The organism is Streptomyces sp. 840.1 (genome assembly GCF_003751445.1).
GTDB lineage: Bacteria > Actinomycetota > Actinomycetes > Streptomycetales > Streptomycetaceae > Streptomyces.
Window position 1 is genome coordinate 1338584 of the sequence record NZ_RJUU01000003.1, and the last position, 20282, is coordinate 1358865.

21 protein-coding genes and 1 pseudogene are annotated in these 20282 nt (G+C 69.4%); 11 read left to right on the plus strand and 11 right to left on the minus strand.

Translation table 11 applies throughout. The features are described from left to right. The 6 genes from murJ to EDD93_RS38375 form a co-directional block, all read right to left on the minus strand. Entirely contained in the window at positions 1-1689 is a 1689-nt protein-coding gene (murJ, locus tag EDD93_RS38345; RefSeq protein WP_123531704.1) for a murein biosynthesis integral membrane protein MurJ, read from the minus strand. Between the two features lie 491 nt (positions 1690-2180). Further along, positions 2181-3053: an amino acid ABC transporter permease gene (locus EDD93_RS38355; protein ID WP_123531392.1), complete on the minus strand. Its 873-nt coding sequence runs from the start codon at positions 3051-3053 to the stop codon at positions 2181-2183. Further along, the gene (locus tag EDD93_RS38360; protein ID WP_123531394.1) at positions 3050-3694 is read right to left on the minus strand and encodes an amino acid ABC transporter permease; all 645 of its coding nucleotides are present in this window, start codon (positions 3692-3694) and stop codon (positions 3050-3052) included. Before EDD93_RS38360 ends, EDD93_RS38355 begins: the two co-directional genes overlap by 4 nt. Positions 3695-3710: 16 nt before the next feature. Continuing rightward, positions 3711-4622 carry a glutamate ABC transporter substrate-binding protein gene (locus EDD93_RS38365; protein WP_123531396.1) on the minus strand — a complete coding sequence of 304 codons (912 nt, stop codon included), beginning with the start codon at positions 4620-4622 and terminating at the stop codon, positions 3711-3713. Positions 4623-4636: 14 nt separating this feature from the next. After that, a complete protein-coding gene (locus tag EDD93_RS38370) occupies positions 4637-5380 on the minus strand; it encodes an amino acid ABC transporter ATP-binding protein (RefSeq protein ID WP_123531397.1) in 744 nt (247 codons plus the stop codon). Between the two features lie 158 nt (positions 5381-5538). Then, on the minus strand, positions 5539-5979 hold the full coding sequence (locus EDD93_RS38375; protein WP_123531399.1) for a DUF6278 family protein: 441 nt from the start codon (positions 5977-5979) through the stop codon (positions 5539-5541). A gap of 502 nt (positions 5980-6481) precedes the next feature. On the opposite strand from EDD93_RS38375, the gene EDD93_RS38380 reads away from it, so the two are divergent. Continuing rightward, complete coding sequence (locus EDD93_RS38380) at positions 6482-7696, plus strand: Cmx/CmrA family chloramphenicol efflux MFS transporter (protein WP_123531401.1); 1215 nt, start codon at positions 6482-6484, stop codon at positions 7694-7696. Continuing rightward, complete coding sequence (locus EDD93_RS38385) at positions 7689-7955, plus strand: glutaredoxin domain-containing protein (RefSeq protein ID WP_123531403.1); 267 nt, start codon at positions 7689-7691, stop codon at positions 7953-7955. Before EDD93_RS38380 ends, EDD93_RS38385 begins: the two co-directional genes overlap by 8 nt. A gap of 13 nt (positions 7956-7968) precedes the next feature. Here the strand turns inward: EDD93_RS38385 and EDD93_RS38390 are convergent, their stop codons facing one another. From EDD93_RS38390 to EDD93_RS38405, 4 genes are all read right to left on the minus strand, one after another. Then, positions 7969-8748: an exodeoxyribonuclease III gene (locus tag EDD93_RS38390; RefSeq protein ID WP_123531404.1), complete on the minus strand. Its 780-nt coding sequence runs from the start codon at positions 8746-8748 to the stop codon at positions 7969-7971. Between the two features lie 48 nt (positions 8749-8796). Next, entirely contained in the window at positions 8797-9450 is a 654-nt protein-coding gene (locus tag EDD93_RS38395) for an MBL fold metallo-hydrolase (protein WP_185092666.1), read from the minus strand. Positions 9451-9472: 22 nt separating this feature from the next. After that, on the minus strand, positions 9473-10750 hold the full coding sequence (locus EDD93_RS38400; RefSeq protein ID WP_123531408.1) for an alpha/beta fold hydrolase: 1278 nt from the start codon (positions 10748-10750) through the stop codon (positions 9473-9475). Between the two features lie 335 nt (positions 10751-11085). Continuing rightward, a complete protein-coding gene (locus EDD93_RS38405) occupies positions 11086-11241 on the minus strand; it encodes a hypothetical protein (protein ID WP_123531410.1) in 156 nt (51 codons plus the stop codon). Between the two features lie 372 nt (positions 11242-11613). On the opposite strand from EDD93_RS38405, the gene EDD93_RS38410 reads away from it, so the two are divergent. The 6 genes from EDD93_RS38410 to EDD93_RS38435 all read left to right on the plus strand — a co-directional run bounded on the left by EDD93_RS38410 (position 11614) and on the right by EDD93_RS38435 (position 16463). Continuing rightward, on the plus strand, positions 11614-13266 hold the full coding sequence (locus tag EDD93_RS38410) for a PP2C family protein-serine/threonine phosphatase (protein WP_123531412.1): 1653 nt from the start codon (positions 11614-11616) through the stop codon (positions 13264-13266). After that, the gene (locus EDD93_RS38415) at positions 13263-14357 is read left to right on the plus strand and encodes a B12-binding domain-containing protein (protein WP_123531414.1); all 1095 of its coding nucleotides are present in this window, start codon (positions 13263-13265) and stop codon (positions 14355-14357) included. The genes EDD93_RS38410 and EDD93_RS38415 overlap by 4 nt, the downstream gene beginning before the upstream one ends. Next, a complete protein-coding gene (locus EDD93_RS38420; RefSeq protein WP_123531416.1) occupies positions 14354-14773 on the plus strand; it encodes an STAS domain-containing protein in 420 nt (139 codons plus the stop codon). Before EDD93_RS38415 ends, EDD93_RS38420 begins: the two co-directional genes overlap by 4 nt. A 52-nt stretch (positions 14774-14825) precedes the next feature. Continuing rightward, positions 14826-15302 (plus strand): MarR family winged helix-turn-helix transcriptional regulator, encoded by a 477-nt coding sequence (locus EDD93_RS38425; RefSeq protein WP_123531417.1) that lies wholly within the window; start codon positions 14826-14828, stop codon positions 15300-15302. 349 nt (positions 15303-15651) lie between these two features. Continuing rightward, entirely contained in the window at positions 15652-16005 is a 354-nt protein-coding gene (locus tag EDD93_RS38430; RefSeq protein WP_123531419.1) for a PRC-barrel domain-containing protein, read from the plus strand. 218 nt (positions 16006-16223) lie between these two features. After that, positions 16224-16463, plus strand: coding sequence for a DUF5133 domain-containing protein (locus tag EDD93_RS38435; protein ID WP_123531421.1), 240 nt, complete (start codon positions 16224-16226; stop codon positions 16461-16463). Between the two features lie 418 nt (positions 16464-16881). On the opposite strand, the gene EDD93_RS38440 is transcribed toward EDD93_RS38435, so the two are convergent. After that, on the minus strand, positions 16882-17778 hold the full coding sequence (locus tag EDD93_RS38440; RefSeq protein ID WP_260256137.1) for a DMT family transporter: 897 nt from the start codon (positions 17776-17778) through the stop codon (positions 16882-16884). 92 nt (positions 17779-17870) lie between these two features. Between EDD93_RS38440 and EDD93_RS38445 the strand changes: the two genes are divergently transcribed. The 3 genes and pseudogenes from EDD93_RS38445 (at position 17871) to EDD93_RS38455 (ending at position 20176) form a co-directional block, all read left to right on the plus strand. After that, entirely contained in the window at positions 17871-18479 is a 609-nt protein-coding gene (locus tag EDD93_RS38445) for a TetR/AcrR family transcriptional regulator (protein ID WP_123531423.1), read from the plus strand. Between the two features lie 39 nt (positions 18480-18518). After that, positions 18519-19095 (plus strand): annotated as a pseudogene (locus EDD93_RS40900) (transposase). A gap of 256 nt (positions 19096-19351) precedes the next feature. Further along, positions 19352-20176, plus strand: coding sequence for an IS5 family transposase (locus EDD93_RS38455; protein ID WP_123523990.1), 825 nt, complete (start codon positions 19352-19354; stop codon positions 20174-20176). The last annotated feature ends 106 nt before the right edge of the window (positions 20177-20282 follow it).

A 20282-nucleotide genomic window follows, 5' to 3' on the forward strand; every position in this document is an offset into this window, starting at 1 on the left:
TCAGCCCCGCCGCAGCCGGCTCCGTACGGCCGCCAGCGCGGTGCTGACCTCGGTCAGCCGCAGCGGCCGGGCCAGCAGCGCGACGACCAGGAGGAGGACCGCCGTCCCGGTGCCCGCCGCGCCGAAGTCCGCGAGCCCGGACCCCGCCGTGTCCACGGCACGGGCCGCCGCGTACGCCAGCAGCCCCGCCGGCACGCAGGCCGCCACCAGCCTCGCGTGCGCCCGCACTCCGGGTGAGCGCGGCAGCGACGGCCGCCGCGCGCCGCTTCCGGAGAGCCTGCGGTGCAGCACGTACGCGGTGACGGCGAATCCGGCGAACAGCGCGACGGAGTACGCCCCGGCCATCCCGGTGACCGCCCAGCGCGCGGGCAGCAGCAGATAGGCGGCGACCGCGAGGCCGGCGTTGAGCGCCGCGATGACCAGGTTCAGGAGGAACGGGGTACGGGTGTCGCTCATCGCGTAGAACCCGCGGGAGAGCACGTACTGCCCGGAGTAGGCGATGAGCCCCGGCGCGAAGGCCGCCATCATGCCCGCCATCACGGTGATGTCGGCCGGGCCCGTCTGTCCGTAGCCGAACACCGCCCCCATCACCCACGGCGCGAGCGCGAGCAGCGCGGCGGCGGCCGGGACCACCACCGCGGCCGAGGTCCGCAGCGCGTACGAGACGTCCCGCCGCACCCCGGCCAGGTCGCCCCCGGCCGCCGCCCGGCTCATCCGGGGCATCAGGGCCGTGACGAGACTGACGGTCACGATGCCCTGCGGCACCACCCACAGCTGGAAGGCGTAGCTGTACGCGGTGTAGCCCGCGCCGCCCGCCACGTGCTGGTCCACGGCGTGCTGGCCGCTCGCGGTGGAGAGCCGGGTCACCACCCAGTAGGCGGCCTGGTTGGTCAGCACGAGCATGACGAGCCAGCCGGCCGCGCGCAGCGGCCGGGTGAGACCGCTGCCGCGCCAGTCGAACCTCGGCCGCCAGCGGAACTTCGCGGCGCGCAGGGCGGGTACGAGCGCCAGGGTCTGCGCGGCGATCCCGGCCGTGGTCCCCCAGCCGAGCAACCGGGCCTGCGTGGAGGTGAGGCTGCCGTCCGAGTCCGCCGCGGTCCAGAGGTAGAGCCCGAACACGGCGATGATCACGACGTTGTTGAGGACCGGGGTCCACATCATCGCCCCGAACCTGTTGCGGGCGTTGAGGACTTGACCCAGGAGGGTGAAGAGTCCGTAGAAGAGGATCTGGGGCAGGCAGTAGCGGGCCAGGGCGATGGTGAGTTCGGCCTGGTCACCGTCGTAGGTGGGCGCGTACAGGGAGATGATCAGCGGCGCGGCGACGACGGCGAGTGCGGTGAGGGCGAGGAGCCCGGCCGTGCAGAGGGTGAGGAGCCGGTCGGTGTAGGCGGCCCCGCCGTCGGTGTGTTCCTTGGCGACTCGGACGAGTTCGGGGACGAACACGGCGTTGAGGGCGCCGCCGATCAGCAGCATGTACAGGATGTTGGGCAGGGTGTTGGCGACCGTGTAGCCGTCGGCCCGCAGTCCGGTGCCGAGCGCGGCGACGACGACCGCCGAGCGTATGAACCCCGTGGCCCGCGAGACGACGGACCCGGCGGCCATGACGGCGCCGCTGCGCAGCACCGAACGGGAGGCCGGCTGCTCGTGCTCCTGGGTGGCGGCACGGGTGGTCGCGTCCGAGGCCGTCACCGGCGCGCCGGGCGGGCCCGGGACGTCCGGGGCCGGGTGTTGCCGAATGCTGCGCGCACCGATGTCTCCCACTCTCCGAGGCTCTCCACGACCTCTCCTCGGTGGCCGCCTGCGGGGCGAGGAGGGTGGTCGTCGGGACCGAAGGGGGGAGACTACCGGACGCGGGGAGCCCGGATCGGCTCCGGTGCGCTCGCTCGGGCTCGATCGGTCCGCGGTCCCGGCGGGGTGCCACGGGCGGACGCCGGGCCGGCCGTTCCCCGTGGGCCCGGAGTGGTTCTCCGGCTCCCACGGCGACCCGGCCGGTCACCGACGCGCCCCGATGGCCGACACCGTCGGCCCGTTGCGCACCGAGCACAGCCCGGCCGGCTCACAGCTGACCTTCCCCTCGCAGGCGCGGACCGTCGTGCGGTCCGTGCCGTGGCGCGAGAAGTGATCACCGGCTGCTGCCGGGCGGGCACCGCTCCCGGGTACCACCGCGAGGTGGTACCCGGCTACTGCGCTCCCGGCGGGAGCGTTCCTGGGCCGGCCGGTGCGACGTCCACCGCCTCCGTCTTCGGATTGCGCCGCTGTCGCTTGGCCACCCAGGTCGCGAACCAGGAGAGCAGCATGCACATCCCGATGTAGATCGGCGAGATCACCATCACCACGGGGATGAAGGGAAGATCGTAGTCGAGGTTGGAGGCGATGAGCTTCCCGGCGTGGAGGAATTCCTCGTAAGTGATCAGATAGCCCAGCGAGGTGTCCTTCAGTGCCACCACCAGCTGGCTGATGATGGTGGGCAGCATCGCGCGGATCGCCTGTGGGCCCAGGACGAAGGTGGTGACCTGCGTCTTGCGCATGCCCAGGGCGAACGCCGCCTCGTGCTGGCCGCGTTCCACCGAGTTGATGCCGGTGCGGAACACCTCGGCGAGCACCGAGCCGTTGTAGAGGGTCAGTCCGGCGACGAGCGCAGGCAGCGGCTGTACCTTCAGGGCGACGAAGACGAAGAAGATCATCACCAGCACGGGCATGGCGCGGAAGAACTCGACGAGGACCGTGGCCACCCACCGCACCGGCCGGTGGTCGGAGAGCCGCCCGACGGCCAGGACGGCCCCGAGGGCCAGGGAGAGCACCGCGGCGTACGCGAACGCCTTGAGGGTGTTGCCGAGGCCGCGCAGCAGCAGTTCCTGGATGCCCTTGTACTCGAAGGGTGTCCATTTGGCGCTGGTGAACTGGTCGGTGTCGAAGAGCAGGTAGATGACCCAGCCGACGAGGGCGAGGATCAGGACGGTCGAGACGACTCCGTAGACGAGGTGCCGTTTTCGGGTCAGTGGTCCGGGGATGTCGTAGAGGGCGGTGGCGGAGGGTGCGGAGTGGGTGGTCATCGGTCGACCCCCCAGCGCTTCTCCATCACGTTGAAGACCGCGCTGATGGACAGCGTGATGATCAGGTAGCCGACGGCGATCCAGACGAAGGTCCAGATGATGCTGTATCCCAGCTCGTTGAGGGTCTTGTAGGTGCCGAGCAGTTCGGTGACGCTGAACGCCCCGGCGATCGCGGAGTTCTTGGCCAGTGCGATGAGCGTCGAGCCGATCGGAGGGATCACCGACCGGAAGGCCTGCGGGAGCACCACGTTGCCGAGCGTCTGCCCGAACGTCATCCCGAGGCTGCGGGCGGCCTCGCCCTGGCCGGTGGGCACGGTGTTGATGCCGGAGCGCAGTACCTCGCAGATGAAGGCGGAGGTGTAGCAGCCGAGTGCGATGACCGCGAAGACCTTGAACGGCAGTACGAGGCCGAAGCGCGGCAGGCCGAGCAGTACGGCGAAGAAGAGCAGGGTCAGCGGGGTGTTTCGCAGCACGGTGACCCAGACCGTGCCCAGTACCCGGAACGAGCCGACGGGCGCCACCCGGCAGGAGGCCATCACGAAGCCGAGGACCATCGCCAGGACCGAGGCGTAGACGGTGAGTTCGAGGGTTCCGAGGAAGCCCTTGCCGTAGAGCGAGAAGTTCTCGGTGAGTACGTCCATGGTTCTGGTCGTCCTCTCAGGTCGCCGGGTAGCGGTCGATGGGCGGCGGCTTCGGCGCGGGCGCCCCGGAGAGACCGAGCGTGGCCTCGTAGGCCTTCTTCCAGTTGCCGTTCTTCTCGTTGGTCTCCAGCGCGTCGTTGAGTGCGGCCCGCAGGGCGTTGTCGCCGCGCGGGACGCCGATGCCGTACGGCTCCTCGGAGAACGGTTTGCCGACGACCTTCATCTCGTCGGGCGCCTTGGCGGCGAAGCCCAGCAGGATCGCGTCGTCGGTGGTGACGACGTCGACCTGGTAGGTCAGCAGGTTGTCGACGCAGATGGAGTAGGTGTCGTAGGAGACGAGATCGGCCTTGGGGTAGTCGGCGGCGATCCGCTGGTACGGGGTCGAGCCCGCAGCCGAGCAGACCGTCTTGCCGGCCAGGTCCTGCGGGCCGTGGATGTCGTTCTCGTCGGTGCGGACCAGCAGCCCCTGCCCGGCCATGTAGTAGGGCCCGGCGAACCCGACGAGCTTCTTGCGCATGTCGTTGATCGTGTAGGTGCCGACGTAGTAGTCGATCTGGCCGTTCTGCAGCGCCGTCTCGCGGTTGGCGGAGGCGATCGTCTTGAACCGGATCGTCTTCGGGTCGAAGCCGAGCGAGGCCGACATCATCCGGGCGATCTCGATGTCGAAGCCGGAGTAGACCCCGGTGGCGGGGTCCTTCTCGCCCAGGTAGGGCTGGTCCTCCTTGGCGCCCACCCGCAGGTATCCGCGCTTCTTCGCCTTGGTCCAGGTGCTGGAGTCCGGCAGCCGGAAGCCGGTGTCGACGCGGTACACGGGCAGCGCCTCGGCCTTCGGCCCCTTCACCGGGGGGCTGCCGTCCTTGCCGCAGCCGGCGGCGAGGACGGCCAGCAGGAGGGCGGCACAGGCGGCCAGTACTTTTCTCGTACGCAACGCGGGACCTCCCGTCAGTGCTTGAGGATCTTGGACAGGAAGTCCTTGGCGCGGTCGCTCTGCGGTGCGGTGAAGAACTCCTCCGGGACGCGGTCCTCGACGATGCGGCCGTCGGCCATGAAGACGACCCGGTTGGCGGCGGAGCGGGCGAAGCCCATCTCGTGCGTGACGACGACCATCGTCATGCCCTCCCGGGCGAGCTGCTGCATGACCTCCAGCACCTCGTTGATCATCTCCGGGTCGAGCGCCGAGGTGGGCTCGTCGAAGAGGAGCGCCTTGGGGTCCATGGCGAGGGCGCGGGCGATGGCCACGCGCTGCTGCTGGCCGCCGGAGAGCTGGGCCGGGAACTTGTCGGCCTGCGAGGCGAGTCCCACCCGCTCCAGGAGCTCCCGGGAGCGCCGGTCGGCCTCGTCCTTCTTCCGCTTGCGGACCTTGAGCTGGGCGAGCGAGACGTTCGCCAGTACGGTCTTGTGCGCGAACAGGTTGAACGACTGGAAGACCATGCCGACTTCGGCCCTCAGCTCCGCGAGACCCCTGCCCTCCTCGGGAAGCGGTCTGCCGTCGAGCGTGATGTGGCCCGACTCGATCGTTTCGAGCCGGTTGATCGTCCGGCAGAGCGTTGACTTGCCGGAGCCCGAGGGGCCGATGACCACCACCACCTCTCCGCGGCCGACGGTGAGATTGATGTCCTGCAGTACGTGCAACTTTCCGTAGAACTTATTGACGTCACGCAGCTCGATCAACGGATCGACGGCCATACGCTGCCCTACCCACTTGTCGCTTGGTCCAGGTCAGCGCAAACTATCCATCCCGGCAAGGGACTTCACACCCGACACGCGTAAATGGGGCATAAGGCTTTTTATCGCGCCGGACCGCGAAGTGGCCCGGCGACCCCCCGGTCCGGGCGGCCGCCGCCTCAGCCCTCGGCCGACTCCGAGTAGAGCTGGGACAGCTCGGGACTGCCGGACATCGCCCAGCCGAGACCGGCCTCGACCACATCGATCTCACGGCCGGACGCGAGCCGCACCACGGGCTGACCGCTCGGCCAGATGTGCCAGTGCGCGCCGGGAACGTTGCGGACCAGCACGGTGCCCAGGTAGAGGCCCGCGTCGTTGCCCAGCCAGGGCAGCTCCTCCGGATCGTCGCGCCAGCGCGGCGGAAGCTGGTCCAGCGCTGCCAACGAGGCAGGGCTGTCGTCCAGTTCGAGCCCGCGCTCCCCCGCCCGGACACGGAGGAGGTCACATTCGGCGAGCATCTGGGCCACGCCTTCCGGATCGGCGTCGACGGCGGCGGCGAGCCCCGCCTCCGGCCTACCGTCGTGACGCTTCCGCCAGTTGTCCAAGAAAGGGATGTTCATACCGCTCAGGGTCGCATCCCGGCACTCATCCGCACTACAGGACGCGCGGCCTGCCGTTCGAGCGCTGAACACCTGAAGTACGCCGCGAATTCGCCCGGCACACCCCGTCACTCCAGCGGACGCGGGTGGCTGCCGCTGCCCGTCCGCCCATTGAACCGGTAATGCGGTGGTGGCCGCCCGGCACCCGCTGATACCTTCGCCGTCATGCGCAGCCCCGAGTCCGACAGAACCTAGCCACCGGTCCCCGGTGGCTTCCGGACCGGCCGGACCCCGTCCGCCCGGTCGCCCACGGCTGCCGCCCCGGACCCATGCGGTTGCGGGTTGCCTTCTCGGTATACGCGCCGGGGTGAGGATCCCCCGGCGGTCCCGGCTCCACCGGTGCGCCGTCTCTCGCGGCCACCTTGGCGCCGGCCGTTCCGCCGCGTTGCCGCTCGCCGATGCGAGCGGGTGCGGCCCGCTTCCCCGACCGGTTCTGTCCATCAGCCGTCCATGGGGTTCCTTCATGCCATTTTCCGTATACGCGCTCGGGCTCGCCGTCTTCGCCCAGGGCACCTCCGAGTTCATGCTGTCCGGCCTGCTCTCGGGCATCTCCGCCGACCTGCACGTCTCCATCCCCGCCGCAGGGCTGCTGACCTCGGCGTTCGCCCTCGGACTCGTTATCGGCTCGCCGCTGATGGCGCTGCTGGGACGCAACTGGCCCCGGCGGCGTGCCCTGTTGTTCTTCCTCTGCGTCTTCGCGGCCGTCCATGTCATCGGCGCGGTCACCTCCAGCTACGGCCTGCTGCTCGCGACGCGCGTCGTCGGCGCGCTGGCGAACGCCGGCTTCTGGGCGGTCGCCCTGGTGACCGCGGTCGCCCTGGCCGGGCCCGGGGCGCGGGCCCGCGCCACCTCCGTGGTGGTCGGGGGCGTCACCGTCGCCTGCGTGGCGGGGGTACCCGCCGGGGCGTTGCTGGGCGGGCAGTGGGGGTGGCGGGCGGCGTTCTGGGCCGTGGCCCTCGTGTCGCTGCCGGCCATCGCCGTGATCGCGGCGGCGATTCCGGCGGGGCGGCCGCCGTCCGCCCTGCCGAGCGCCCGCTCCGAACTGCGCAGCCTGGCGGGGCGCGGGCTGCGGCTCACGCTGCTGACGAGCGCCCTGGTCCAGGGTGCGACCTTCTGCGCGTTCTCGTATCTGGAACCGCTCGCCACCCACGTCACCGGGTTCGGCTCCGCATGGGTGCCGGTACTGCTCGCCCTGTTCGGGACCGGCTCGTTCATCGGGGTCACCGTCTGCGGCCGGGTCATCGACTCCCGGCCGGCCGCGCTGACCGCCGCCGGGCTGGTGTCGCTCACCCTGGGCTGGGTCCTGCTCGCGTGCACGGCGGGGAGCCCTGTCGCGGTGACCGCGCTCGTTACGGTCCAGGGGATGCTGGCGTTCGGCACCGGCACCGCGCTGATCTCGCACGTGTTCCGGCTGGCGGACGGGGCGCCGAGTCTGGCGGGCTCGTTCGCCACCGCGGCCTTCAACGTGGGCGGCGCGCTCGGGCCCTGGCTCGGCGGGCTCGCGATCGGTGCGGGGTACGGGTTCCGGGCACCGCTGTGGGTGAGTGCGCTGCTGATGCTCCTGGCGCTCGGTGCCGCCGTGGCCGCGCATGCCTGCCGCCCGGCACCGTCCTCGTCACCGGCACTAGGATCCGACGCACACGCACAGACGCACGAGCAGGGGAGTTCGAGTGGCTGAGGACCGTGCCGGGGTTGTCGTCTACTGGCGCCCCGGCTGCCCGTACTGCATGAAGCTTCGCCTGCGGCTGCGGTTCACGAAGCTGGAGTACACCGAGGTCAACATCTGGCGCGACCCCGACGCCGCCGCGTTCGTCCGCTCGGTGGCGGACGGGAACGAGACCGTGCCGACGGTGACCGTGGGCGGGAAGGCCATGGTCAACCCGTCGAAGCGCCAGGTGATGGCGGCTGCGGCTCGGGCGCCCGGGTCGGGCGCCTGAGCACGGGCCGTGCTCAGAGGTCGAGGTCGACGACGACCGGGGCGTGGTCGGACGCGCCCTTGCCCTTGCGCTCCTCGCGGTCCACATAGCTGTCCGTAACGGCGGCGGTGAAGGGGGCGTTACCGTAGACGAGGTCGATCCGCATGCCCTTGTTCTTCGGGAAGCGCAGCTCGCGGTAGTCCCAGAAGGTGTACGGGCGGTCGTACTTCAGGGGGCGCGGCACGACGTCGGAGAGGCCCTCCTCGCGCAGCGCCGCGAGGGCGGCCCGCTCGGCGGGCGTGACGTGGGTGGCGCCCTCGAAGAGGGCCGGGTCCCAGACGTCCTCGTCGGTCGGGGCGACGTTGTAGTCACCGATGACCGCGAACGGCAGCGCCCCCGCCGCGTCCGCCGCGACCGCCTTGCGCAGCGCCTCGAACCAGCGCAGCTTGTACGCGTAGTGCTCGTGCTCAACCTCGCGGCCGTTGGGGACGTACACCGACCACAGGCGCAGCGGGCCGCAGGTCGCGCTGATCGCGCGGGGCTCCTGAACGCCGTCGTACTCGGGGCCGTCCGGCAGCCCCGTCACGACGTCGGACAGGCCGGCCCGGGAGACGATCGCCACCCCGTTCCACCGGCCGGTGGCGTTGACCGCGGACTCATAGCCGAGCTCGCGGAGCGCCTCGGCGGGGAACTGCTCGGCGGTGCACTTGGTCTCCTGGATGCACAGCACGTCGGTGCCGGTGCTCTCCAGCCAGGCGAGCAGCCGGGGCAGGCGGGCGGTGATCGAGTTGACGTTCCAGGTGGCGATGCGCATGTACGTAAACCTAGCGGCTCCCACTGACAGCCGCCGGAGCACCGCCCCTCACACGCCCGTGGAGTCCCCCGGCGCCAGCCGTCCGTGGTCGGTTCCGCCGAGGCCGCCGATCTGGCTGTCGTAGATCGGGCGGGCGAGATCGGTGAGCAGCGCGTCGTGGATGTCGATGGCGCGGCGCGGCGCGACCTCGCGTACGTAGTCGATGACCTCGGAGATCTTGTTCCACGGTGCCATCACGGGGAGCATCAGCGTGTCGACCGGCCGGTCGGGCACCGTGAGCGCGTCACCGGGGTGGAAGAGCGAGCCGTCCACCAGGAAACCGATGTTGGTGATCCGCGGGATGTCCGGGTGGATCACGGCGTGGAGTTCGCCGTGCACCTGCACGTCGAACCCGGCAGCCGTGAACGTGTCGCCGTGGCCGACGGTGTGGACGCGCCCCGGGAACGCCGCGCCCAGCTGATCGGCCACGCTGCGCAGGGTCCAGATCTCGGCACCCGGACTGGCCTCCAGGCCGGCCCGCAGCCGCTCCTCGTTGAAGTGGTCGGGGTGCTCGTGCGTGACCAGGATCGCCTCGGCGCCGACCGCGGCGTCCTGCTCCGAGAAACCGCCCGGGTCGATGACGAGTGTGCGCCCGCCCTTCTCCAGCCGGATGCAGGAGTGGGATTTCTTGGTCAGCGTGAGCGCGAACGGCTCGGGGTTCACAGCGTTCATGTGCCCCATCCTGCTATGCGGGCGGTGTCGTTTCGGCCTGAATCACCGACTGCGCGATCGTGAAGGCCGCGCTCGCCGCCGGAATGCCGCAGTAGACGGCCGTCTGCAGCAGGACCTCCCGGATCTCGGCCGGGGTGAGGCCGTTGCGCAGGGCCGCGCTGACGTGTGCGGCCAGGCTCTCCAGGTGACCGGAGGCGACCAGCGCGGTGAGCGTGACGGTACTGCGCATGCGCCGGTCCAGCCCCTCCCTGCTCCACACCTCGCCCCAGGCGTAGCGGGTGACGAGCTCCTGGAAGTCGTCGGTGAAGCCGTCGGAGGCGGCCGTGACGCCGTCCACGTGGGCGTCCCCCAGCACCTCGCGGCGGATCCGCATGCCCTGCGGGTACGGATCGGTGCGCCCCTGCGAGGGGTCCGCGGGCCGCGCGGTGGCCGCGGTGATCTCCGCGACGGGCAGTACGGGGGCGGAGAGCCGCGGGGCGTGGGTGAGCGCCGGAATGGCCGCCTGGGTGTCCTGCCAGGCGGCGGAGAAGTGGGTGAGCAGCAGGTCGGTGACGGCTCCGGGCTGCTCGACCGGGGCCAGGTGCGAGGCGCCGGGGACCAGGGCCAGCCGGGCGTCGGGTATGCCGGCGACCAGGGTGCGGGCGTCGCCGGGGCCGGTGACCTTGTCCTCGGCCCCGACCAGGACGAGTGTGGGGACGCCGATCCGGCCCAGTGCCCCACGGATGTCGAAGGCGGCGAGGGCCTCGCAGGCCGCTATGTAGCAGCCGGGGTCGGTGGTCCGGACCATCTGGACGGCCCACTCCACGATGGCGGGCTGCGCGGCGGCGAACCCTGAGGTGAACCAGCGCTCGGGGGCGGCGCGGGCCATCGGCTCCAGCCCGTTGGTGCGGACGATGACCCCGCGCTGCCGGAACTCGTCGGCGCTGCCGAATCTGGCCGATGAGGCAACCAGGGCCAGCGAAGCGACCCGGTTCGGGTGCCGCAGCGCCAGTTCGGCACCGATCGCGCCGCCGATGGAGCAGCCCGCGTATCCGAAGCGCTGGACGCCCACGCCGTCGAGGGTCGCGAGCAGCCGGTCGGCGAGTTCGCCCACGGCGGTGGCCGGGCGGGCGGGTGCGCCGCCGTGGCCCGGGAGGTCGAAGCGGAAGACTCTCCAGTGCTGGGTGAGCTCGGCTATCTGCCGGTCCCACATGTGCCAGGTGGTGCCCAGGGAAGGGCCGATCACCAGGACCGGAGCGTCTTCTGGCCCGTCAAAGCGGTATTGGAGGGTGTTCGGTAGTGTCTCGCTCACCCGCCCGACCCTCTCATCTGTCACGAGATGTCACACCGCCGGGGTGGACCCGGCCGAGGTGGACCGGCCGAGCTTGCTGCGCTCCGGCACCGGCAGGTCTGCTCGCAGTGGTCCGAGCGCGAGACGCTCGAGGCACGGGGCGTGGTTCACCGCCCAGGCGAGTACGACTCAGCGTCTCACCGGCCCGGTACGTTCCTGGCGGCCCCGGATCGCACCCCCACCGGGGGTCTCCGGGGCCGAGCCCGGCAGCGTCCCTGCCGGGCGCCAGGATTCCGCACCGCGCAAATAACTTGGTTCCTGTCACCGAATCGACGAGAACTCATGGAAGGCCGGGTCTAGAAGTAATGCTTGCGCCCGCCGACCTTGCGTCCGGTGGAGCCGAGGATCCACAGTACGGCGCCCACGACGACGAGAATTCCACCGACGGTAGTCAGCAGCGAAACGCCGACGAGCAGGCCGACTATGAGCAGAATCGCACCGAGAAGAATCATGTCATTTCCCATCATCAGTTTCTTGTGCCGCGTACGAGAATCCGCTGTGCAGCGGGCTCAGCGCAATCGGCCGGTTCATTCTGGCTGTCTTCGCATCGAAAGTAACTGGATTACTGTCTCGCCCTCCGTCTGCCCTGCGCCTGCGGGCTCACACATCCCTTTCCGATCCAAAGCCGAGTCGGGGTGAATCACGGTGCCGGGAAGCGGGCCCCGTCGCGGGGCCGACCGCCGGCCTGCCCCCCGTTTCGCAGCCCCCCGGCTACCCCGTCCCAGGGCGGTTGCAAACTTCGTAGATCGTGCGGGAGTGTTTCCGTACAGCAAACTTTCTCCGAGTTGATGAGGTGAGGGATTCGCGCAGCGGGTCCTCTGTGTATGGGTATTTCGACCCAAGGTGCAGTCGGCGTGGGCGGTCGGGCGAGCTCCCCGTGGAGTGCCGTCCCCTGGCCGGTGTTGATCGTGGACGCCGGGGGCGCCCTGGTGCTCGTGAACGACACAGCGGGGGCCCTCCTGCCCCGGGCCCGGCCGGGTGCCGTAATGGCGGATGCCGTTCCCGCCTGGTTGTGGCGTGCGCACGAGAGAGTCAGTGCACGGTCCCAGGAGTCCACCGAACGCGAGGTGTTCTCGGGCGCCGTGAGCGGGCGGACCTTCGAGGCGCATCCGACCGTTCACGCTGATGACACCGTGGCGTGGTGGCTGATCGATGACACGGACTGCCGCCTGGCGCGTGAAGCGCTGGCGATGGAGCGCGAGCGCACCGCGTTTCTGACGCATTCGTCGAACCTGTTGCTCTCGTCCCTCAACCTGGACCGGTGCATGGACGTCACCGCGCAGATGGCTGCCGAACACCTCGCCGACGCGGCCCTGGTCATCGTCCCCTCCCGGGTCCACCACCTGCCGATGGTGACCTGTCTGCGCGGTGGTAACTCCTCGATGTCGCACCCTCGGGTCGATCCGGCTGAAGTGCCGGGCCTGGCAGAGGCGTTGCAGGGGTTCCCGCCGGTGCCGTCCCGCTGGCTCGACCCTGCCGTCGCCCCTGCGTGGCTGGTGCCCGAGGGGTTCGGGCAGGTCGGTTCGATCGTGATCACGCCGCTGCCGGGGCACGGGGTGCCGGCGGGAGCGCTCGTGCTGCTGCGGCATTCGGAGAACCCGGCGTTCACCGAACGCGAGGAGGTGTTCGCCCGGCTGTTCGCCGCGCGGGCGGGGGCCGCCATGTCGGCCGCCCGCCTGTACGCGGAGCAGTCGGCGATCACGGAAGTCCTGATGCGTGAACTGCTCCCGCCCGCCCTCCAACAAGTGGCCGGGGTCGATTACGCCGGTGGGTACCGGCCTTCCGAGGACCACGAGCGGATCGGCGGCGACTTCTACGACGTACACCCTTCGGTGACCGAGGGTGAGGCTTCGCTGGTGGTGCTGGGGGACGTGTGCGGCAAGGGGCTGGAAGCCGCGGTGCTGACGGGCAAGATCCGCAACACCCTGCACGCCCTGCTGCCCATGGCCGGTGACCACCAGCGGATGCTCAGTCTGCTCAACACATCGCTCCTGAACTCCCACCACACCCGCTTCGCGACGCTGGTCCTGGCCTCGGCGATCCGTGAGGGGCACGAGGTGCGGCTGACGCTGACCAGTGCCGGGCACCTCGCACCGCTGATCCTGCGGACCGACGGCGAGGTGGAGGAAGCGGAGACGCTGGGCACTCTGGTCGGGGCGATCCCCGACGCCCGCTCCAGCAGCACGGCGCTCACGCTGGCGCCCGGGGAGACCTGCGTCCTCTACACGGACGGGATCACCGAGGCCCGCGGCGGGCCCCTCGGCGAGACACTGTTCGGTGAGGAGCGTCTGCGCCGCTCGCTGTCCGAGTGCACGGGCATGCCGGCGGAGGGGATCGTGGAGCGGATCCAGATGCTCGCCTCGGAGTGGGTCGGCAAGGGCCGCCACGACGACATGGCCATCGTGGTGATCTCCGCTCCCCGCTCCCACCACCTGAGTGCGGTGAACGGTCACACTCGGGGCAGGTACACCGCATGAGCCCTAACGCCTTCCACTCCGCACAGAACGGCCGAACACCCCGACGGTGGGTGGATGAGTTGTGGAAGGCCGTCACGGACGGGGACGAGCACGCCGCGACCGAGGTGGTGACGAGCGCCCTGGAAGAGGGCCTCGACGCGGAGAGCGTACTGCTCGACGTCATCGCCCGGGTGCAGGGCAGGGTGGGCGAGGAATGGGCCGCGAACCGCCTCAGCGTCGCCTCTGAACACACCGCCACCGCGATCAACGACCGCGCCGTGGCCGCACTGGCCCTGCACCCCGCCTCCCGCACCACCGCCGATCGGGGAAGGATCACGGTGGCCTGCGTCGACGGCGAGTGGCACGCCCTGCCGGCCCGCATTCTGGCCGAGGTACTGAAACTGAGGGGCTGGCACGTGGACTACCTCGGAGCACAGGTGCCCACTCCGCACCTGATCGCGCATCTGCACCGCACCAACTGCGACGCGGTCGCGCTCTCCAGCTCGATCGCCACCCGGCTGCCCACCGCTCACGCCGCGATCACCGCCTGCCAGGCCGTCGGCGTACCCGTGCTCGTCGGCGGTGCCGCCTTCGGGGCCGACGGCCGCTACGCCCGCCTGCTGGGCGCCGATGACTGGGCACCCGATGCCCGCGCCGCCGCCGAACGTCTCGCCCTCGGCCCGCTGCCCCGTCCACAGCCGCACCACCAGCCGATCGACGACCTGCCCCACCTGGCCGACCAGGAATTCACCCTGGTCGCCCGCAACAGCACGACCCTGGTCCGTGCGGCCTTCACCGGACTGGAGTCCCGCTTCCCCGCGATGCGCGCCTACAGCGACCAGCAGCGTGAACACACCGCGGCGGACCTCGTCCACATCGTGGAGTTCCTCGGTATCGCCCTCTACACCGGCGACGACGACCTCTTCGCGGACTTCCTCGCCTGGACCAGCGGCATCCTCGCCGCTCGCAACGTTCCGCCGCACAGCCTGCCGCCGGCCCTGCAGATCCTCGCCGACGAGTTGAGGGACTTCCCCCGCGCCACCCGGATCCTCCGGCTCGGCATCGAACGCCTCACCTCCGCCGCCCTCGTCCCTGCCGGGAACACCGCATGACTACGACGCCCCCCAGCCACCTGCGCCTGACGACCGTGGACTCCGAGACCACTGTCCGCATCGAAATCCAGGGCGACCTCGACTTCGACAACGCCGACCAGCTCCTGGCCACGGCCAACGGCAAGCTCGCCGACAACCCCCACCTGCTCGACCTCCACCTCCACTTCGCGGGACTCGGCACCACCGATTCCATGGGCCTCTCGATCCTGTTGATGATCCGCCGCCGCGCCACCGAGGCCGGCGTCCGCCTCCACCTGGACGAGCGCCCTTCGGCCCTGGACCGCATGCTGAGGATCACCGGCACGCTCGCCCACCTCACGGCCCTGCCCACCGGCGGTGCCGACGACTCCGCCGGCGCCGAAGAACAGCACCTCAGACGCGGACCGGGCGACGCGGGGCCGGACCACAGCGCCTGATGCCCGCGCCCCGGGGCATGGACAGGTCACCAGCTGAGCCGATGGGAATCACGTGCCGCAAGAACCCGCCGCGCAAGCACTCACCCGGGACGCCGCCCGCGCCGTCTCCCGTGTCATCGAACTCCTCGACATCCCGCTGGAACGCGTTCGCGGAACGACACATCCGGCTCCCCTGTCGACCTCACAACTTCACCTGCTCTGTCTCGTCGACCGCGACGACGGAATCCGCATGCGCGCCCTCGGTCAGCTCCTCGACACGGCGCCCTCCTCGGTCAGCCGCATGTGCGACCGCCTGCAGACCATGGGACTCCTCGAACGACGCCCATGCCCGCACAGCCGCCGCGAAGTGGTCCTGCGCCTGACCGGAGCGGGAAAGTCCCACCTCGAAGCGGTCCGCACCCAACGCGAAACCGCGCTGCTCCACGTCATCGGGGCCCTGCGGAGCACGGAACGCCGGGCACTGACCAAAGGACTGACGGCCTTGCACACGGCTCTCTGCGCAGCCGCCGACACGAAGGCCGAGGGCTGAACCCCGGCTGCTCCTGCCCGGACAGCGCGAACCGGGAATGGTGATTGCGCGCCAATACCGCCGCACACAAACAAATGGTTTCTATTATTCTCGTTCACCGCTGGTAGACCGCACAGCAGATTGTTCCGGACGCGCCCCGACGTGACTACGGCGCAGTGCGTACTGCACCGTCTCACTCTTCTCCCGTTCCTGGAGCTTCTCCCGTTCCTGGAGAAAAACCATGTGTGAGGGGAGCAGCACGGGGCACGCGATTTACACGGAACGCCGTCACTGCAATTCGGGTGACGCCGTACCGGCTCAACGGCCAATGCCCTTGAGTGAACCCGAGTCTCAATGAGGGAGCCGTTATATGAGTGACAACATCTGGGGCTACCAGCCGACCACCGGCCACACCGCGGGCACCGACCTGATCGGTTACAAGGTCGAGGCGACCGACGGAAGCGTCGGCAAGGTCGACAAGCACTCGGACGACGTCAACTCCGCGTACCTCGTGGTCGATACCGGTGTCTGGATCTTCGGCAAGCACGTACTGCTGCCCGCCGGCACGGTACGCACCATCGACACGGCCGAGCGGAAGATCCTCGTCGACCTCACCAAGGACCAGATCAAGCACTCGCCCGAGTTCGACAAGGACAAGCATGTGGGAGACGCGGGATACCACGAGCAGGTCGGCGGCTACTACCAGAGCCACCGCCGCTCCTGAGCGCACCGCACCACGTCATGAGGCGGGGCCGGCCAGACTCGTTCTGCGCCGGCCCCGCTTCTGTTCCCGTGAAGGACCTATCGCCTCCTGCGGGCAGCTTCCGGTACGGAACGCGGGAGGAGCGCCCGTGGGCGGAAGCGGACTGGAACGTCGGCTGATTGGTCTACGCCTTCTGGGGCACGAGGACGTTGGCAGCCCATACACCGAGAGGCACTTCTGTGTTGATTGCGCACCCCATGATCCTGCGGAGTCTCGTCGGTCGGTACGAGAAGCTCCAGCTTCTGAACTCTCAGGAGCGCACGCCGCCGACGGATCAGGAACTGCAGGACGTGTCCTACACGCTGTGCGTGACCACCGGCACGCGCACGGTGGAGGACGCGCTCGTGGCAGCGGAGCAACAGCTCGCCTCGCCGGCCGACGCGGAGGTCGCCTCCTCGGACGTACGGCTCACGGCCTGATGCCGGCAGGCATCGCAGTGCACCGGCTATGACCAGTTGGCCGAAGCACCTGGCAACGGCACCGCCGTGCCCCACTGCACGACGAAGCACGACGAAGCCTGCCCTGGTGCCGCCTTCACGTCCTCCTGGATCGCTCAGCAACGGCTGACGTCACACTCGTCGGCGGGACGAACGACGCGATCAGGCCGATCGCGTTGTTCGTCCCGCCGGCGTACACGTGGTGCGTGTCGGGGGCCATCGGCATCGTTCAGGTGCACCCCAAGCGGCACCACCGACACAGCGCCCCGTCATGCAACGCTGCGTGATTCGGGTTGGGGGTCTGGCCTGAGGTCGTGTCCTACATGGCAGTTCGTTGGTCCTACCAGCAAAAGGAGTGACTGCTGGTGGGGTGCGGCCGATGACGCTTTTCGTTTCCGAGTTACGGGCGGTCGGTGCTGGTTGGCATCGGCGGAGCTGGGCGGCTTTCAGCACGCCAGGTCGCTGCGGCACCGGCTGACACGATCAGTCCCATGCCGACGAGTACCGGTGCGGAGAGACTCTCGGCGAGTGCGAGGGCGCCGATGAGTGCGCCCATCACTGGGTCGAGGGAGAACAACGTCGCGACCACTTTGGCCCCGGCCATCTTCACGGCCTGGAAATCCAGGGTGAAAGCGAGAGCCACCCCGACGACGCCGGAGACAACGACCAGGACCCGGTCGGATCCGTTGACGCTTGGGGCGGCGGGAAGGGAGAAGGGGAGGAGCAGGATCGCCGATATGCAGACCGATACGGCCAGTCCCTCCAATCCGGAGGACGCCCTGCCCACGCGCTGAGCGAAGACGGTGTAGCAGGCAAGGGCCAGCGCGGAGAGCAGTCCGGAGGCGATTCCCGCCCACTCGTCCGTCCCGCCGGGTTCCGTTACCAGGACTACGCCCGCCAGGCCGACTGCCGGGAGGAGCGCTTCGCGCCAAGCGCGCGCCGAGGCGACCGCCACGACGAACGGACCGAGGAACAGCAGCGTCGCCGCCACGCCGAGTGGGAGGCGGCCCACCGTGCAGTAGTAGGCCACGTTCATGACGGCCATCGCCGCGCCGTAGATGACCATGCCGGCCCAGTCCTGCCGCGTGTGGCCACGGACCCTCGGCCGCACCAGCACCATCAGGAAGAGGGCAGCGCAGAGCTGCCGCAGCCCGGCGACGGCGGGAGCACCCAGCCGGTCGAAGAGTGTCGAGGCGAGTGCTGCTGAGGCTTGCACACTCAGACAACTGACGAGGACCAGGCCCGCGCCGATGAATGCTCGGATACGGGCAGGCCCCATGGTGGTCGGTTCGCTCACGTGCGCACCTCCGGTAGAAGGCAGGAGGCGCTCAGTCTTCCCTTGCCTCATTGAAACGATCGTTTCACTGTAACGCTCGTTATGCTGGGCGCATGGACCAGGACACCGCTGACACCGCTGAGGCCACGGCCAGACCGTCCGCCAGGGACCGATTGCTGGACGCAGCCGACGAGCTCTTCTCCCGGAACGGCATCGCCCGCACCAGCGTCGATCAGGTGCTGCACCAGGCCCACGTCGCCCCCGCCACGCTCTACGCGCACTTCGGGGGAAAGGACGGCCTGGTCGCAGCCGCGCTGCAACGGCGCCTGGACCGCTGGGAACAGGTATGGAAGGAAGCGGTAGACGCCGCAGCCGCACCCGCCGACAAGCTCCTGGCCCTGTTCGACGCTGTCTCCGCCTACCGGGACCGGTACACCCCGGGCCGCGGGTGCGCCTTCCTCGCGACCAGCATTGAGCTGCCTGACCTCGATCACCCCGCCCGCGCCGTGATCGAGGCGGAGTCCACGCTCCTTCTCACGCGGCTGAACCGGCTGGCGGAAACTGTCACCCCCGAGAACCCCGCCGCCCTGGCAGGCAACGTGCTGCTCGTGTACGACGGAGCCATGGCCAACCTCCAACGCGGACGGACACCGGAGCCGCTCGGCCACGGCAAGGCGCTGGCGAGATGCCTGATCCAGAACGCGATCGAGACCGAACAGTGAGACCGCGCCCTACATGGCCAGTTGGCGGTTGGGCTGGTCATGGGAAGTGGACGGTGGGGATGGATCGTTGCGGACGGGCTGTGGGAGACAGCACGGCCGTTGCTGCCGCCGGCCCGAGTTCGTCCGCAGGGCGGTGGGCTCGCGAACATCGATGACGAGGCAGTCTTCGCGGCGATCATCTACGTGCTGGTCAGCGGGTGCGCCTGGCGGGCCTTACCGCCGTGCTTCGGTGCGTCGAAGCCCCACCGTGCACCGCCGGTTCGTCATCGAAGCCGATGCTGTCCCATTTCCACATGGGACACGAATCCCACGCGCGGGAATCGAAGCCCCGTCGCCTTCACTGCCGACACGGCGTATGACGTCCCTCGCCTGCGGCGGTGGCTCTGGGGCAAGCACATCGGAGTCCGCATCGCCCGCAAAGGCATTGACTCCAGCGAGCGGCTCGGCCGCCGCAGACGGGTGATCGAACGGACGATGTCGTGGCTGACCGGCTACCGCCGGCTCAACCACCGCTACGGAGCGGAAACCAGGCAACTACCTGGCCTTTCTCGGACTCGCGGCCGCACTCTGCTGCTACAAACGATTCCACGAACTGACCATGCAGGACACGGTCTAAGTGAGCGTTTGGTTCGCATATCAGGTGTTTGGCTGCGATTCTGAGCGGTCAAGCGAAGTCCCCTGAGCGGTGATTCGCCGGGGAAGTGGCTTATACGGCAATCCGTGGACCAGTAATGCACCGGGTTTCTGATGAGAGATCCCGTCTCATTCAGAAGCAACCTGGTTCATGCGGGTCTGCGCACTCGCGCCCTGGTGCCCCGGATGCCTCGCCGCACGCCCTGCCCAGGTCGGCTGCCGCCGCGTACCCAGGCATCATGCAGCCCTCACAGTCCTACCCCAGCGACCTGTCCGACGCCCGCTGGGAACTCATCCGCCCCACGCTGGAAGCCTGGCGCCAGGCCCGCGCCGGCATCCGCAAGCCCACCCACGACCTACGCACCCTGATGAACGCCATCCTCTACGTCGACCGCACCGGCATTCCCTGGCGCTACCTCCCCCACGACTTCCCACCCCACCAGACCGTCTACGGCTACTTCGCCCGCTGGGAAGCCGACGGCATCTTCGACCAGCTCACCAACATCCTCCGCGGCAAGGTCCGCAAGGCCGAAGGCCGCGCGAGCCAGCCCAGCGCCTGCCTGATCGACAGCCAGAGCATCAAGACTTCCGCCACCGTCCCCCTGACCAGCCAAGGTATCGACCCGGCCAAGAAGATCATCGGACGCAAACGGCACATCGTCACCGACACCCTCGGCCTCCTCCTGGCCGTCGCCGTCACCGCCGCGAGCGTCCACGACTCCGCGGCCGGCACCCAGCTCATGACCAAGGTCGCCGCACTCCACCCAACGATCAGCAAAGCCTGGGCCGACAACGGCTACAAGACCAAAGCCGTCGAACACGCCGCCCACCTCGGCATCGACCTCGAGATCGTCCAACGCGACCCCACCACCAGAGGCTTCCACGTCCAGCCACGCCGATGGGTCATCGAACGCACCCTCGGCTGGCTCATGCACCACCGCCGCCTCGCCCGCGACTACGAAACCCACCCCCACCGATCAGCAGCCATGATCCAGCTGGCCGCCATCAACCTCATGACCCGCCGCCTCACCCACGAGACCACCCTCAACTGGCGCGACACCTAGACCAAATGAAACAGACATCGGAGAACGAAACGCTCACTAAGTGAGCGTTTGGTTCGCATATCAGGTGTTTGGCTGCGATTCTGAGCGGTCAAGCGAAGTCCCCTGA

What these genes read in the sequence shown, in the direction of transcription:
- EDD93_RS38420 (WP_123531416.1), top strand. Translation starts at nt 14,354, where the DNA reads ATGACTACGACGCCCCCCAGCCACCTGCGCCTGACGACCGTGGACTCC.
- EDD93_RS38410 (WP_123531412.1), top strand. Translation starts at nt 11,614, where the DNA reads ATGGGTATTTCGACCCAAGGTGCAGTCGGCGTGGGCGGTCGGGCGAGC.
- EDD93_RS38375 (WP_123531399.1), bottom strand. Translation starts at nt 5,979, where the DNA reads ATGAACATCCCTTTCTTGGACAACTGGCGGAAGCGTCACGACGGTAGG.
- EDD93_RS38455 (WP_123523990.1), top strand. Translation starts at nt 19,352, where the DNA reads ATGCAGCCCTCACAGTCCTACCCCAGCGACCTGTCCGACGCCCGCTGG.
- EDD93_RS38360 (WP_123531394.1), bottom strand. Translation starts at nt 3,694, where the DNA reads ATGGACGTACTCACCGAGAACTTCTCGCTCTACGGCAAGGGCTTCCTC.
- EDD93_RS38380 (WP_123531401.1), top strand. Translation starts at nt 6,482, where the DNA reads ATGCCATTTTCCGTATACGCGCTCGGGCTCGCCGTCTTCGCCCAGGGC.
- EDD93_RS38430 (WP_123531419.1), top strand. Translation starts at nt 15,652, where the DNA reads ATGAGTGACAACATCTGGGGCTACCAGCCGACCACCGGCCACACCGCG.
- EDD93_RS38405 (WP_123531410.1), bottom strand. Translation starts at nt 11,241, where the DNA reads ATGATTCTTCTCGGTGCGATTCTGCTCATAGTCGGCCTGCTCGTCGGC.
- EDD93_RS38415 (WP_123531414.1), top strand. Translation starts at nt 13,263, where the DNA reads ATGAGCCCTAACGCCTTCCACTCCGCACAGAACGGCCGAACACCCCGA.
- EDD93_RS38390 (WP_123531404.1), bottom strand. Translation starts at nt 8,748, where the DNA reads ATGCGCATCGCCACCTGGAACGTCAACTCGATCACCGCCCGCCTGCCC.
- EDD93_RS38445 (WP_123531423.1), top strand. Translation starts at nt 17,871, where the DNA reads ATGGACCAGGACACCGCTGACACCGCTGAGGCCACGGCCAGACCGTCC.
- EDD93_RS38370 (WP_123531397.1), bottom strand. Translation starts at nt 5,380, where the DNA reads ATGGCCGTCGATCCGTTGATCGAGCTGCGTGACGTCAATAAGTTCTAC.
- EDD93_RS38355 (WP_123531392.1), bottom strand. Translation starts at nt 3,053, where the DNA reads ATGACCACCCACTCCGCACCCTCCGCCACCGCCCTCTACGACATCCCC.